13 protein-coding genes are annotated in these 14,438 nt (G+C 72.5%); 4 read left to right on the top strand and 9 right to left on the bottom strand.

All coding sequences use genetic code 11. The features are described 5' to 3' along the window. Positions 1 to 57: 57 nt before the first annotated feature. A complete protein-coding gene (locus tag ACQPZF_RS27840; RefSeq protein WP_433261812.1) occupies positions 58 to 795 on the top strand; it encodes a class I SAM-dependent methyltransferase in 738 nt (245 codons plus the stop codon). Here the strand turns inward: ACQPZF_RS27840 and ACQPZF_RS27835 are convergent. The 8 genes from ACQPZF_RS27835 to ACQPZF_RS27800 are packed head-to-tail and all read right to left on the bottom strand — an operon-like array spanning position 778 to position 10,526. Further along, complete coding sequence (locus ACQPZF_RS27835) at positions 778 to 1,863, bottom strand: pyridoxal phosphate-dependent aminotransferase (protein ID WP_433274725.1); 1,086 nt, start codon at positions 1,861 to 1,863, stop codon at positions 778 to 780. The genes ACQPZF_RS27840 and ACQPZF_RS27835 overlap by 18 nt on opposite strands. A gap of 18 nt (positions 1,864 to 1,881) precedes the next feature. Further along, a complete protein-coding gene (locus ACQPZF_RS27830; protein ID WP_433261810.1) occupies positions 1,882 to 3,159 on the bottom strand; it encodes an APC family permease in 1,278 nt (425 codons plus the stop codon). Next, a complete protein-coding gene (locus tag ACQPZF_RS27825) occupies positions 3,159 to 4,547 on the bottom strand; it encodes an FAD-binding oxidoreductase (RefSeq protein WP_433261808.1) in 1,389 nt (462 codons plus the stop codon). The genes ACQPZF_RS27830 and ACQPZF_RS27825 overlap by 1 nt, the downstream gene beginning before the upstream one ends. A gap of 11 nt (positions 4,548 to 4,558) precedes the next feature. Continuing rightward, positions 4,559 to 6,112: a thiamine pyrophosphate-binding protein gene (locus ACQPZF_RS27820; protein ID WP_433261806.1), complete on the bottom strand. Its 1,554-nt coding sequence runs from the start codon at positions 6,110 to 6,112 to the stop codon at positions 4,559 to 4,561. Then, positions 6,112 to 7,323, bottom strand: coding sequence for an ABC transporter substrate-binding protein (locus ACQPZF_RS27815; protein WP_433261804.1), 1,212 nt, complete (start codon positions 7,321 to 7,323; stop codon positions 6,112 to 6,114). Before ACQPZF_RS27815 ends, ACQPZF_RS27820 begins: the two co-directional genes overlap by 1 nt. Before the next feature lie 16 nt (positions 7,324 to 7,339). Beyond that, entirely contained in the window at positions 7,340 to 8,446 is a 1,107-nt protein-coding gene (locus ACQPZF_RS27810; protein WP_433261802.1) for a sulfotransferase family protein, read from the bottom strand. Continuing rightward, a complete protein-coding gene (locus tag ACQPZF_RS27805; protein ID WP_433261800.1) occupies positions 8,443 to 9,387 on the bottom strand; it encodes an NAD(P)-dependent oxidoreductase in 945 nt (314 codons plus the stop codon). Before ACQPZF_RS27805 ends, ACQPZF_RS27810 begins: the two co-directional genes overlap by 4 nt. After that, positions 9,384 to 10,526, bottom strand: coding sequence for a Glu/Leu/Phe/Val dehydrogenase dimerization domain-containing protein (locus ACQPZF_RS27800; protein ID WP_433261798.1), 1,143 nt, complete (start codon positions 10,524 to 10,526; stop codon positions 9,384 to 9,386). The genes ACQPZF_RS27805 and ACQPZF_RS27800 overlap by 4 nt, the downstream gene beginning before the upstream one ends. A 296-nt stretch (positions 10,527 to 10,822) precedes the next feature. On the opposite strand from ACQPZF_RS27800, the gene cysC reads away from it, so the two are divergent. From cysC to ACQPZF_RS27785, 3 genes are read left to right on the top strand one after another with little or no spacing between them, the layout of a single operon-like run. Next, positions 10,823 to 11,350 carry an adenylyl-sulfate kinase gene (gene cysC / locus ACQPZF_RS27795; RefSeq protein WP_433261796.1) on the top strand — a complete coding sequence of 176 codons (528 nt, stop codon included), beginning with the start codon at positions 10,823 to 10,825 and terminating at the stop codon, positions 11,348 to 11,350. Then, complete coding sequence (gene cysD, locus ACQPZF_RS27790; RefSeq protein WP_433261794.1) at positions 11,347 to 12,234, top strand: sulfate adenylyltransferase subunit CysD; 888 nt, start codon at positions 11,347 to 11,349, stop codon at positions 12,232 to 12,234. The genes cysC and cysD overlap by 4 nt, the downstream gene beginning before the upstream one ends. Beyond that, positions 12,235 to 13,512, top strand: a complete 1,278-nt coding sequence (locus ACQPZF_RS27785; protein WP_433261792.1) for a sulfate adenylyltransferase subunit 1 — start codon at positions 12,235 to 12,237, stop codon at positions 13,510 to 13,512. Here ACQPZF_RS27785 and ACQPZF_RS27780 read toward each other — a convergent pair. Further along, positions 13,509 to 14,363 carry a hypothetical protein gene (locus tag ACQPZF_RS27780; RefSeq protein WP_433261790.1) on the bottom strand — a complete coding sequence of 285 codons (855 nt, stop codon included), beginning with the start codon at positions 14,361 to 14,363 and terminating at the stop codon, positions 13,509 to 13,511. The two genes, ACQPZF_RS27785 and ACQPZF_RS27780, sit on opposite strands and share 4 nt — an antisense overlap. Positions 14,364 to 14,438: the final 75 nt, after the last annotated feature.

Genomic DNA, 14,438 nt, shown 5'->3' with positions numbered 1-14,438 from the left:
GTAACCCATCCAGGTGAACCGGTCCGAGGTGGCGCGGGTCGCGTAGCCTCGGGCCGCATGGGGGAACGGGAACGGTTGGAGGCGATCCAGCGGGCCGTCGACGGGCACACCACCGGGGTGCTGGAAGCACGGCGGCCACAGGCGTCGTGGGACTGCCTGGAACTCGGCGCGGGCGCCGGCTCGATCGCCTACTGGCTCGCCGGACGCTGCCCGGACGGCCGGACGGTCGCCGTCGACCGCAACACCGCGCACCTGGACCCGGCGAGGGCCGCCAACCTCGCCGTCGTCCAGGCCGACATCACGGCCGACGACTTCGAGCCCGGCCGGTTCGACCTGGTGCACGCCCGGTACGTGTTCTGCCACCTCGCGAACCGGCGCGAACTCGTCACCCGGGCCCTCACGTGGCTGAAGCCCGGCGGCTGGCTGGTCGTCGAGGACCCCTACCACCTGCCCGCCGAGACCTCGCCGTTCCCGGTGGTGCGCCGGATCATGGCCGCCTACCAGCAGCACTACCGCGACCTCGGCTCGGACATCACGTGGGCCCGCGGCCTGCCCGCGGTGTTCGCCCGAGCAGGCCTCGCCGACGTCGACTACGCCGGCCTGCTCGGCCGCATGGGCGGGCCCGGCGACCGGTGGGCGGAGCTGATCCGCCGGGCCGCGCCGGACCTGGTGGCGGCCGGCACGGTCACCGCCGACGACCTCGCCGAGTTCGAGGCGCTGCGGACGGACCCGGCGTTCCTGGACATCCCGCAGATCACGGTCTGCGCGTGGGGCCGTTCACAGCCGGGCGGCTAGGCGGGCCGCCGCTTCCTCCACAGTGGACTGCCGCTTGCACACCGCGAACCGGACGAGGTTCGCCACGGCGGGCACCGGCGCGGAGTAGAACACCGACAGCGGCAGGGCCGCGACCCCGCCGTCCAGCACCATCCGGTCGCACCACTCGCCTGCCGGCGAGCCCACGTCCGCCACCAGGTAGAACGGGCTGGCCGCCACCTTGGTCCCCACGCCCATCCCGGTCAACGCCCCGGCGAACCACCCGGCCCGCTCGTGCAGCGCCGCCGCGACCGACCCGACCACGTCGCCGAACGACGGCGAGGCCATCAGGTCCGCCACCGCGAACTGCAGCGGCACGGCCGGGCAGAACGTCACGTACTGGTGCACGGCCCGGATACGCCGGGTCAGACCGGGCCCGGCGACGGCCCACCCGACGCGCCACCCCGTGGCGGCCAACGACTTCGACACCGACGACACCTTGACCCGCAGCTCCGGGTCCTGGATCACGTCCAGCACGCCGCGGTGCCGCGCCCCGGACGGGAGCAGGTGCTCGTAGGTCTCGTCCGACACGACGACGATCCCGCGCCGCTCGGCCAGTTCCGCCAACGCCGCCCACTCGTCGTCGGACAGCGTGCGCCCCAACGGGTTCCACGGGCTGTTCACCACCACGAGCCGGGTCCGCGAGGTGCACGCGTCCGCCAGTAGGGAAGCGAACGTCCCTTCCGACGACGTCACCCGCACCGGCACGGGCACCCCGCCGGCGGCCACGATCGCGGGCGCGTACTGCTCGTACGCGGGCTCCACCACCAACGCCTCGTCACCGGGCCGCAACAACGCGGCCATGGTGCAGTGCAACGCCTCCGTCGCACCCGCCGTGACGGTGACCTCGGTGTCGGGCGAGCACCCCGACGCCACCGCGGAACGCAGCGCCGGCACGCCCGCGCTCGGCATGTACTGGTGCACGGCGTCGTTCGCCGCGACGGAAGCCAAGGCCGCCAGCAACTCCGGCGGCGGGCCGTGGTCGAAGACGCCCTGCGCCAGGTTGATCGCGCCGTGCCGCGCCGCCAACGCCGGAATCCGCACGAACATCGACTCCACGGCCGACACCTACCCTTCCGCCCGGGACGCCCGGCGACTCTGGATGACCTGCACGGTCAGCGCGACCGCGAGCACCACCACCGCGTACAGCGAGCGCCACCCGGACTGGATGAGGCTCGCGCCCAACACCACCAGCAGCAACAGGTTCAGCACCGACCGCACGGTGAGACCGCGCACCCGCGCGTAGGACACGATCGACAGCAGGTAGAGCACGATGAAGATGGCCGACGCGGTGGCGACGGCGTCCACGATCACGTCCGGCCAGACGACCAGCACCGCGCCGACGACGAGGAAGAGGCCGGACAGCAGGAAGATCGCCCGCCGGGGGACACCGGAGCCGGTGGCCACGGCCAGCCCGCGCGGCAGGATCCCGCTCGCGCCCGCGCCCTGCACCAGCCTCGACACGCCCCACACCCAGGCGACGGCGTTGAGCACCATCGCGCCGAACGCGATCACGGTCACCGCCAGCACCACGAGCTGCCGCGGCTGGATCGTCTGCGCGAGCTGCAACAGCCCGGTGACCTCGTCCACCTCGGTCCGGGGGATGCGCACCGCGATGGCGACGGTCAGCAGGATGGTGAACACCCCGTAGACGCCCAACGCGGTGGCCGACACGGGCAGGAAGTCCTTGTGCGGGTCGCGGAACTCCTTGGACAGGAACGTCAGGTTCTCGAACCCGGCGAACGCCCAGAACGCCAGCACCACGCCGGGCAGCAGCACACCGAGCGAGGAGAAGTCCGGCGTCACGGCCGGAAGTCCCGTCGACACACCGGGGATGGCCGCCACGATCAGCACGGCGGCCATCGCCACCAGCGCCCAGGTGCCCGCGTTCTGCACCCGGGTCGAGGTCTTCACCCCGGCCAGGTTCGACGCCACCGCCGCGACCAGCACGGCGGCGGCGGCCACCACGGCGACCAGCGCGTCGGCCCCGAGCGCCTGCGACACGTACCGCCCGGCCACCATCGCGCCGGACGGCAGGCCCACGATCACCAGCGACACGAACATCAGCGGCACACAACGCCCGAACACCCGCCCGAGACCGGTGCGGATGAACGCCTCGATCCCGTCGCCGTCCGGGTTGGCCCGTACCATGTCCTCGAACATCAGCAGCATGGGCAGGCACACCACCGTCGACAGCAGCCACACCAGCAGGCTGTTGGACCCGGCCTCCGCGTACACCGCGGAGGGTAAGAACAGGATCCCGGATCCGGCCACGGACCCGATCGCCAGCGGAATCGCCTGCCGCCGGCTCAAACCCGGTGCCGCGTCGACGTGCCTGTCGGTCATCAGCGTTCTCCACCCCAAGGAATCATGCGGTCGCGGTTCAGGATGCCGCGGGGGTCGAGGAGTTCCTTGAGCTGGGTCATCAGCGCGATCTCGCCCGCTGACCTCGTATAACCGAGGAAGGACCGCTTCTCGAACCCCACGCCGTGTTCCGCCGAAATCGAACCGCCACTTTCGGTGACGAGACGATACACAATGTGTTCGACTTCGGGTTTCCGCTCCCGGGTGGTTTCTCCGGTGATGACCGCGATGTGCACGTTGTCGTCACCTAGATGGCCGAACACGAGCAGCTTCACGGCGGGCCACGACAGCTCCAGCTCGACGCGCATCGCGGCGAGGCACTTGGCCAGCTCCCGCGCCGGCACGCTCACGTCGAACCCGAACAGCGGCTGCATCCGCAGGATCTCCGCCGGGATGCGCTCGCGGGCCGCCCAGAACGCCGCCAGCTCGCCCGCGTTCGACGCGACCGCCGCGTCCAGCAGGGAGTCCGCGAACCCGTCCACCGCCGCCGCCAGCCGCTCGGCGTCGCCCTCGGGATCGGCGCCCCGGCACTCCACCAGCGCGTACAGCGGGTGCCCGAACGGCAGCGGCAGCCTGATGCCGGTCGGCTCCAGCGTCCGGTAGGCGTCGTCCCACATCACCTCGAACGCGGTCACCGCGCCGGGGAGCTTGCGCTGCAACGTGTTCAGCAGGCCGAGCGCCGCGTCCACGTCCTCCAGCGCGACGAACGCCCCGGTCCGGCTGAGCGCGCCGGGCTGGAGGCCCAGCGTCGCCTTCGTGACCACGCCGAGCAGCCCCTCGCTGCCGATGAACAGGTGCTTGAGGTCCATCCCCGCGTTGTCCTTGACCAGCGGCGTGGACAGCGTGAGCACCCGCCCGTCGGCCAGCGCGACTTCCAGCGACCGCACGTGCTGCCGGGTCATGCCGAACCCGACCACGTTCACACCGCCGGCGTTCGTCGCCACGCACCCGCCGATGGTGGCGCTGCCCTTGGACGCCAGGTCGATCGGCAGCAGGAAACCGTGCTGCGCCGCCGAATCCTGCACCGCCGCGAGCGTTGCGCCCGCGCCCGCCGTCACGGTCCGCCCGGCCACGTCGACCGGGGACACCGCGTCGAGCCGCTCGGTGGACAGCACGACCTCGTCCGCGCCCGGCACCGCGCCGCTGACGAGCCCCGTCATGCCGCCCTGCACCACGACCGGCTGCCGGTGGGCGTCGCACAGCGCCAGCACCGCGGCGACCTCGGCCGCGCTGCCCGGCCGCACCACCACGGACGCGTGCCCGACCCGGTCACTGCCCCAGAGGTCCTGGGTGTGCCGGGCGGGCACGTCCTCGGTCACCACGTGCCGTGCGCCGACGATCGCCGCCAGCTCCTCGACCCGCACCCTCACGGCCGTTCCCCTCATCCGTTGTTGGCGTGCCCGGCACGCAGGCTGGTCCGGACGTGCAGCAGATACCCGCCGGGCCCCGAGGCGAGCGCGCGGCGGACCGCGCCGACCGCCTCGCCCGGACCGCGCACCGTCTCGCCGGGGATCCCGAACGACTCGGCCCAGGTGACCAGGTTCGGGGTGTGCAGGCTCGTGCCGCAGTACCGACCCGGGAACGCGCGCCGCGCGTGCTGGTCGATCGTGCCGTAGCCGCCGTTGTCCGCGACCACGACGACCGGGCACCGGCCCTGCGCGCGGCCGGCGGCCAGCTCGTCACCGGTCATCAGCAGGCCGCCGTCGCCGACCACCGCCACCACGGTCCGCTCCGGGAACCGGTGCGCGACCGACACCGCCGCCGGCACGCCGAAGCCCATGGCCCCGTTGCCCAGCGCCAGCATCAGCCGCGACGGCCCGGCGTGCACGTACCGGTGGACCCAGCTCGAAAAGTTGCCCGCGTCGAAGGTGACCACGGCGTCCTCCGGCAGCTCCGCGTCCAGCGCCGCCGCGACGTGCGTGAAGTCCACGCCGTCCTCGAACACCTTCGGGCGCGGGGTGGCCAGGTCGACGGCCAGCTCGTGCCACCCGCGCACCCACTCCTCGCGGTCCGGCGACACCGCCGGCCACTGCGCGGCGGCCAGCGCGTCCAGCACCGCCCGCGGCGCCTGCTTCTCCACCACGTGCACCCGCGGCCCGTGCCAGCCGGTCAGGTGGATCTCGTCGGGCGCTTCGCCGAGGAACACCACGAGGTCGGCCCGCGCCAGCCGGTCCCGCACCGCGCGCGGCGTGCCCAGGTGCAGGTGCCCGGCGTAGTTCGGGTGCCGGTTGTCCACCAGGTCCTGCTGCTTGTTGCCCACCAGCACGGGCAGGCCGGCCGCCGCCGCCAACGCGGCCACCGCGTCACCGGCCGTGCGGTCCGGGTGCCGGGACCGCAGCAGCCGCCCGGCCAGCAGCACGGGCCGCTGCGCCCGCGCCAGCTCCGACCACACGTCGGCGATGTCCGGCTCGGCCAGCGAACGCCCCACCGGGGGCACGTCGGCGTGGGCGGGCGCCGTCCAGAGGTCTTCCGGCACGAGCAGCACGACCGGCTGCGGCACCGGCCCGGCCAGCACTTCCGCGGCCTGGGTGAGCTGTTCGGCCAGGTGTGCCGCGGACAGCGTGAACGTCGTCGCCAGCGCGCCGAACATGCCCGCCAGGTCCGCGCCCTGGAACGCCGTCCGCCGGTCGGCGTCGCTCGGGATGTCGCCGACCAGCACCACCAGCGGCGTCGGGTCGGCCGCCGCCGCGTCCACCGCGATGGCCACGTTGGTGGAGCCGGGGGAGCGGTTCACCGCCACCACACCGGGTTTCCCGGTCATCCGCGCGGAGGCGATGGCCATGAACCCGGCGCCGCCCTCGTGCCGCGTGGTCACGGTGCGGATGCCGTGCGTCCCGGCGTGCGCCAGCAGCGGCAGGAACGCCTCGCCGGGCACCGTGCACAGCTCGTCCGCACCGAGCCGCGCCAGCCACCGGCACAGCACGTCGACGACCATCAGCGCTTCACCGACGGGTGCCGGAAGTCCCCGGTGACGGACTCCTCGGGCCACACCACGACCGCCTTGTCCGCGGTGTCGCCCACCTCCTGGTAGTGCATGAGCACGATCTCCGGCGGCTGGTGGTGGTCCTTCGAGAACCGCACCGGCCCGCGCCAGGTCCGGAAGCTGCCGGACTCCAGGGCGTTCTGCAGCGCGGCGCGGTCGTGCGCGCCCGCCAGCGCCGCGGCCTGGGCCAGCACCACCACGTCGGTGAACGAGTTGAGCGAGTTGTCCGGCGGGTAGCTGCCGAACTCCCGGTAGTAGGTGTCCACGAACCACCGCCCGGTCCAGGTCAGTCCGGGCCACTCCGGGCTGAACCGGGTCGCCGGCCACAGCACGCCCGCGCCGGCCTGCCCGGCGAACTCCCAGTAGTCCGAGGACCGCATCGGGAACGGGAAGCACGCCATCATCGGCACCTTGGGCAGCAGACCGGTTTCCGCCGCCGCCTCCACGATCATGTAGTTGGTCCGCACCACGCCGGCGTTCACCAGCAGTTCCGGCCCGAACTCGGTCGCCCGCGCCAGCGGACCGCGCACGTCCTGCACGCCGTCCTGCGCGAAGTCCTCGCGGAACAGCTCCAGGTCCGGGATCGCGTCCTGCAAGGCCTCGCAGATCGTGTCGGCGAGCATCTGCCCGAACACGGTGTCCGCCGCGACCACCGCGACCCGCTTCCAGCCCTGCTTCGCGGCGAACCCGGCCATCAGCGGCGCGCGGTCGGCGATCGAGAAGTAGGTGCGGAACAGGTGTTTGCGGCCGTGCGTGATGGTGTTGTGGCCGTTCTCGATGAACGTCGGCACACCCCACTTCTCGGCCAGCTCCGCCACCACCGGACTGGTCCGCAGGTGCCACTGGCCCACCACGGCGCTCACGCCGTCCAGCGCCACCAGCTTGGCCATCCCGCCCGCCGCCGAGCGGGCCATGTGCTCGGTGTCGGCGGTGCGCTGGTCATTCTCCAGGAACAGCCGCACCTGCCGCATCGAGAAGTCGCCGGGGTGCTCGTGCACGAACCGCGCGCCCAGCACCGCGCCGCGCACCACCAGCTCGCCCGCGGTCGGGTCGCCGGGCAGGCTCAACGGGGTCAGCACGCCGACCGGCATCGCCGCCCCGGACACGGTCGCGTTGTGCGCGTCGACCAGCGCCCTCGCCCTGGTCTCGTTCTCGCTCGTCATCGGAGAATCCCCTCGCTCAGACGTCGAATCGGCTGCGGTAGTCCGAGGTGGCCGCGCGCAGCGCGCCGGCGTCCAGCCCGAACTCGTCGGTGGTGTAGCGGTGCACGCCGTGCTTGCGCCGGCCGTTGCGGGACAGGTACGCCCGCACCTCGGCCAGGAACTCGTCGGACATCGGCAGGCCGAGGAAGTCCAGCACCCGCCGCAACGTGCCCTCGGTGTCGGCGACCAACTCGCGGTAGCGCAGGTCCAGCACGGGCCGCCCGGCCACGAGGTCGTCCCGCGCGTCGGCGAGCTTCGCCGTCAGCGGCACGATCCGCTCCCGCCAGAACGCCCCGATCTCCGGCAGGTCGAGGTCGTCGCTGCGCGCGCCCCGCACCGCCCGGCACAGGCTGGCGGTGGACGCGATGGCCTCCGCCGGGTCGCGGTGCAGGTGCACGAACCGCGCGTTCGGGTACGCCGCCACCAGTTCCGGCAGGTACCAGGTGTGGAACGGGCACTTGAGCACGGGCGTGAGCGGCGCGCCGTCCGCGTCCACCCGCCTGCTCATCAGCAGCTCCAACTGGTGGCGGTGCCACTGGTACGGCACGGTCAGGTCCTGCCGGCGCAGCCACTCGCCGAACGACGGCACCCGGTAGCGCATCTCCAGCACCATGCTGTGGAACGTGTTCACCACCAGCCGCAGGCACTCGTCGGGCCGGTCGGCGTGCAGCAGGTGGATGCCGGGCAGGTCCGGGGCCTTGCGGTTGTAGTCGTCCACGTACCGCTGGGCGGCGTCGCGCACTTCGGCGTACCGCGCCGGGTCGCCGCTCGCGGCCACCGGGTCGGCCAGCTCCCACAGCTTCGGGCCGTGCAGCTTCCCGTGCAGCGCCAACAGGTTGTGCAGCAGCGTGGTGCCGGTGCGGAGCATCCCGATGACCACCACGGGCCCGTCGACCGGCGGCGGGGTGCGCTCGGCCCGCGCCGCGACGACCTCGGCGATCACCTGGCGGCTGCGGTCCAGCGACGCCAGCACCACGGGCACGTCGTCCTCGCGGAGCCGCCCTTCGGCCAGCACGGACTCCCGGAACCGCTCCTCGCCGACGTCGAACGCCGGGTCCGGCCGGAGGGTGAGTGTCGTGGTCACGAATCCTCCTTGTGGGGCACGATGACGGCGTCCCGCGCGGGACGTCCGGCACGCAGGTCGGCGAGGTTGTCCAGGAACGTCCGCGCGACCTCCGCCGGCTCGCCGGGGAACGCGAACGCCCGGTGCGGCGAGACGACCAGGTTCGGCACCGACCAGGCCGGGTCGTCGTCGGGCAGTGGTTCGGTGTGGTGCACGTCGAGGAACGCGCCCCGGATCCGCCCGGCCCGCAAAGCCTCGTGCAGCGCCTGGTCGTCCACAGTGGAGGACCGGCCGACGTTGACGAACGCGGCGTGCGGCGGCAGCGCGGCCAGCACCTCCTTGTCCACCAGCGCTGTCGGCGTCGCGGGCAGGCAGCCGACGAGGTGGTCGGCGTCGGCGGCGGCCTCCACCAGCCGGTCCACGGGCACCGTGCGGTACGCGAGCGGCACGGGCGTCCGGCCGGTGCGCGTCACGGCGACGCACCGCGCGCCCAGCGCCGTCAGCCGCCGGATCACCGCCCGCCCGATCCGGCCCGAGCCGCCGAGCACCACGACGGTCGACCCGTCCAGCAGCACCGCCCGCGAGGTGTACCAGGGCGGCCGGACCGGGAGTGCGGGGAAGTCCTTGAGCAGCATGAACAATGCCGCCACCGCGTACTCGGCGACCGACTCCACCGGCACCCGCGCGGCGTTGGTCACCAGCACGCCGGGCGTGAGGCCCGCCGCCGCGAGGTGGTCGGTGCCGGTGCCGGTGAGGTGCAGCCACCGCAGCGCGGGCAGCTCCGCCAGCACACCGGGCGGGAACTGGTAGCCCACCAGCACCTCGACCCCGGCCCGTTCGGCAGGGGAGAGGTCGCCGACGACCTCCGCCCGCCGCACCGGCACCTCGGCCTCGATCCGGGGCGCCAGCTCCGGCGCCATCTTCGAGTGCGCGACCAGGACGCGCGGGCGGTCCCAGCTCACCACGCGATGTTCCGGTCGGCCAGCAGCTCGGCCACCGGCTCGGCGCTGCCGGACGCGCTCAGCTCGGCGATCAGCTCGCAGTTCTTGGTGACCTTGCCCGCGATCCAGTTCCGCAGCCACGCCGACATCCCCGGCACGGTCAGGCCGTCCGGCGCGACACCCGCGATGATGCAGCCGGTGACCGCCGCGCCGCCGACGTTGACCACCACGTCCGGCAGCACGGTGCGGCCGGCCTCGCCGAGCATCCGGCGCGCGGGCTTGGTGCAGCTCATGTTCCCGCCCTCGACGATGATCCCGGCCCGCACCGACGACACCACCGACTCGTCGATCGCGTCCGCGCCCGCCGCGAGCACCAGCACGTCCGCGTCCACCTTCAACCACGCCCGGTCGCCGCCGTGCGCCCGCACCGACGCGGGCAGCCCGGACCGGTCGATGGTGCCGTCGGTGCTGGTGCACGCGATCAGCTTGTCCACCGGCAGCCCGGCCGGGTCCTCGACCGTGCCGAGCACGTCGGCGACGGCGACGACCCGGTGCCCGTGCGCGGCCAGGTGCTGCGCGACGCCCCGGCCGACCGTGCCGAAGCCCTGGAGCACGACGCGCTGCGGCGTCTTGGCGTTCGCGGCCCGCAGCGAGCTGAGCGCGGCGGTGGCGACGCCGAAGCCGGTGATGTCCACCATCGAGCGCCAGAACTCCGCCCAGTCCACGTCCAGCCTGGTCGCGCCGGGGCGGCCCGCGATGTCGTAGCCGGCGGCGGCGAAGAACTCGTCCCGGTCCGGGTGCGTGGTGCCCTGGTCGCAGCCCAGGTACACGCCGCCGTGCAGCAGCGGCCGGGTGACCTGCCCGAAGGTCCGCATCAGCGCGTGGCGGTCGCGGACCGGGCCGTTCGGGCGGATGCCGGCCTTCGCGCCGCCGATGGGCAGGTCGACCAGCGCCAGCTTGTGCGTCATGGCACGGGCTAACGAGGCCAGCTCCACCTCGTCCACGGTGGTGGTCATCCGCGTGCCGCCCATGGCCAGGCCGTCGACCATGCTGTCGACCACCACCCAGCCGGTCGCGTCGCAGTCGGGCAGGGTCAGGGTGGTCGAGAACAGCGGGTGCGCCGCGTTCGTGGCGTCGGCGTGCAGAAGTTGCTGGGTCATGTCGGCGTTCCCCTACATTCAGTCCGCGTTGGGCAGGGCGTGCTTTCCCGACGCCGCGACGGTGTTATTGCGGCGTGGATTGAATGGATTTAGTGGCCCCCAGGCGCCGCGCACATCAGAGCATCGGGCTCCGAGGCATCTATACCGCCGAAAGGGTGATGTGTCCGATAGGTGGACGCTCTTGACACACTGCTCTAGCCTCGGTTCGCGGTCCACGGACGTGACTGCCTGCGGTTTACCGTCAATGTGAACGACGTGTTTCACGGCGGTGCTTCGGGAATACGAAGGGGGACATTGTGGGTGCGACTGTCTGGTTGACCGGACTGCCCAGCGCCGGTAAGTCGACGCTGGCCGGCGCGCTCGCGGACCGGCTCGCCGAGAGCCGTCGCGTGGAGGTGCTCGACGGGGACGTCATCCGGCGTCAGCTATTCCCTGAGCTGGGCTTCAGCAAGGAACACCGGGCGGAGAACGTCCGTCGGACGGGCCTGGTGGCCCGGCTGCTGGCCGGTCACGGAGCGGTCGTGATCACGCCCGTGATCGCTCCATACCGGGCCGCGCGGGAGGCGGTTCGGAAAGACCACGAAACCTTCGGACTGCGTTATCTCGAAGTCTTTGTCGACGCGGCCCCGGAGATCTGCGCCGAACGGGACGTGAAGGGGTTATATGCGCGGGCGAAGCGCGGTGAGATCACCGGTCTGACCGGTTTCGACGACCCGTACGAACCGCCCCTCCAGCCCGATTTGCACCTCCGCACCGACCGGCTTTCGGTGGCGGACTGCCTGGACCGCATGGTAGCCCTCGTCACCGGCGCCGTGGCCCGATGAAGGTCGCCGACCGCCTGGAGTCCGAGGCGATCCACATCTTCCGCGAGGTGGCGGGCGAGTTCGACCGGCCGGTGATCCTGTTCTCCGGCGGCAAGGACTCGACGCTGCTGCTGCACTTGGCGGTGAAGGCGTTCTGGCCCGCGCCGGTGCCGTTCCCGCTGCTGCACGTGGACACGGGCCACAACTTCGAGGAGGTCATCCGGTTCCGCGACCGCGTGGTCGAGCGCTACGGCCTGCGGCTGGAAGTGGCCCGCGTGCAGGACTACATCGATGACGGGCGGCTCGCGGAACGTCCCGACGGCACGCGGAACCCGTTGCAGACCGTGCCGCTGCTCGACGCGATCACCTCCCACAAGTTCGACGCGGTGTTCGGCGGCGGACGCCGCGACGAGGAGCGGGCGCGGGCCAAGGAGCGGATCTTCAGCCTGCGCAACGCTTTCGGTCAGTGGGAGCCGCGCCGCCAGCGCCCGGAGCTGTGGAACCTCTACAACGGGCGGCACCGCCCCGGCGAACACGTCCGGGTGTTCCCGCTGTCCAACTGGACCGAGCTGGACGTCTGGCACTACATCGCCCGCGAGGACATCGAGCTGCCCTCGATCTACTACGCCCACCGACGTGACGTGTACCTGCGTGACGGCATGTGGCTGGCCGAGGGTCCGTGGGGCGGACCGCGTGACGGGGAGACCCTGGTTTCCAAGACGGTCCGCTACCGCACCGTTGGCGACGGCTCGTGCACCGGCGCGGTGGAGTCCGACGCCGCCGACATCGAGACCGTGATCGCGGAAGTCGCCGCGTCCCGGCTCACCGAGCGCGGTGCCACCCGAGCGGACGACAGGTTGTCGGAAGCCGCCATGGAAGACCGCAAGCGGGAGGGCTACTTCTAAATGAGCGACCTGTTGAGGCTTGCGACCGCGGGCAGCGTCGATGACGGGAAGTCCACCCTGGTCGGAAGACTGTTGTACGACACCAAGTCCGTGCTCGCCGACACGCTCGACGCGGTCCACCGGGCGAGCGCGGACCGCGGCCTGGCGACGCCGGACCTGTCGCTGCTGGTGGACGGCCTGCGCTCGGAACGCGAGCAGGGCATCACCATCGACGTGGCATACCGGTACTTCGCCACCCCGAAGCGGTCCTTCGTGCTCGCCGACACGCCGGGACACGTGCAGTACACGCGGAACACCGTGACCGGCGCGTCGACCGCCCGACTGGGTGTGCTCCTGGTGGACGCGCGCAAGGGTGTGGTGGAGCAGACCCGCCGCCACGCCGCCGTGCTCGCGCTCCTCGGCGTGCCGCGCCTGGTGCTGGCGGTCAACAAGATCGACCTCGTGGAGTACGACGAGGTGACGTTCACCAGGATCGCCAAGGAGTTCACCGCGCACGCCCTCGCGCTGGGCTACCCCGACGGCAGCGTCGTGGAGATCCCGGTGTCGGCGCTGGTGGGCGACAACGTGGTGGAGCGTTCGCCGCACACCCCCTGGTACTCCGGGCCGACGTTCCTGGAGCACCTGGAGAGCGTGCCGGTCGAGCCCGACCCGCACGACGCGCCGTTCCGCTTCCCGGTGCAGTACGTGATCCGGCCGCGCACCCCCGACTTCCCCGACTACCGCGGCTACGCCGGACAGGTCGCCGCCGGCACCGTCCACGTCGGCGACGCCATCACCGTCCTGCCCATCGGCCTGCGCAGCACCATCACCCGGATCGACACCGCCGACGGCCCACTCGACCAGGCCGCCGCCGGCCAATCCGTCACCCTCCTCCTGGAACACGACCTCGACATCTCACGCGGCGACCTGATCACCGGCGGAGAACCGCCGACCGTCACCGACGAATTCGAGGCCACCGTGTGCTGGCTGGCCGAGAAGCCGCTGACGCCCGAGGCGAAAGTCTTGGTCAAGCACGGAACCCGCACCGTGCAGGCCGTCGTCACCGCTCTGCACGCCCGCTTCGACGAGCAGGATCTGTCCAGTGTAGACAGTCCGACGACGTTGGCGCTGAACGAGATCGGCCGGGTGGGACTCCGCGCCGCCGAGCCGCTGGCGCTGGACGACTACGTGCACGTCCAGCGCACGGGCGCGTTCCTGGTGATCGACCCGGCCGACGGCGGCACGCTGGCGGCGGGACTCGTGGGAGCCCCACTGCCGACCGGGGGCGCTCTCCGTTAGCGGGCTCCGGCCTTCCTGGTCGCGTGACCGTGCGGCCGGGTCCGGCGCAGTGCCTCGACCCGCAGGCTGAACCGCTCGACCGCGTCCTTCAGGCTGCACCGGAACTCGTCACGGACGGCTTTGATGGCGTAGATGTTGCGGCCCGCCAGGATTTCGTCGTCTATGGCGAGCCACCGCCGTTCCTCGGCGTCCTCCGGCAGCTCCAGCGCCGTCAGGCACGCGGTGAGGCGTTCGACCTCCGCGAGCACCTGGTCCCGCGTCAGGACGTCGAGCGCGTCGAGCCGGTTGCCGGGGCGCTGCTCCGCGGGCAGGCCCAGGGCCCGGCAGAGCCGGTCGCGCAGCTCGGCGGGCTCGCGGTCGGCCTCGTCGGTGGGCAGCCGGAGGATCTGGTCGGTCAGCTCCGCGGCGGTCCGGGCGTCCAGCAGGCGGCGGGGCGGCGCGGGGCGCGACGGCGTCAGGGACGAGACCGGGTGGGCGAACCCGAAACCGGTCGCCATGACCGCCGTCCGGACGCGGGCCAGCTCGTCGTCGGTGAGCGGCACGGTGTCGCCCGCCGGCGTGCGGTGGGTCGGCACGAGCGCGGCCGTGAGCCCGTACCTGCCGATCAGGACGGTGACCGGCAGGCGGGCGTGGACCGCCTCGGCGGGCAGGGTGATGCTCCCGTGGTGGTCCGCGCCCGCCGGCAGGCGCTCGTGCGCGCAGCGGCAGTCGAACTCGTGCTCCAACCGGTGCGCCAACCGCGCCACGTGTTCCTCCACGACCTCCGGATCCTTGACGCGCGGCCGTTCCAGCCGGTCGGGCGCGTCCAGGTCGGTCAACAAAGCGTGGAGTCGTTCGGCAGTGGTGGGCACCGGCGGATGGTCGCAGGTTCCGCGCGCCGGGGCCGAACGGATTTGCGGCCGGCAGCGGGGGAGTCCCGCTGCCGG

This window comes from Actinosynnema sp. CS-041913 (assembly GCF_050942485.1).
Taxonomy (GTDB): domain Bacteria; phylum Actinomycetota; class Actinomycetes; order Mycobacteriales; family Pseudonocardiaceae; genus Actinosynnema.
Note: the sequence above shows the minus strand (reverse complement) of the source record. Positions and strands in the feature narration are given on the sequence as shown.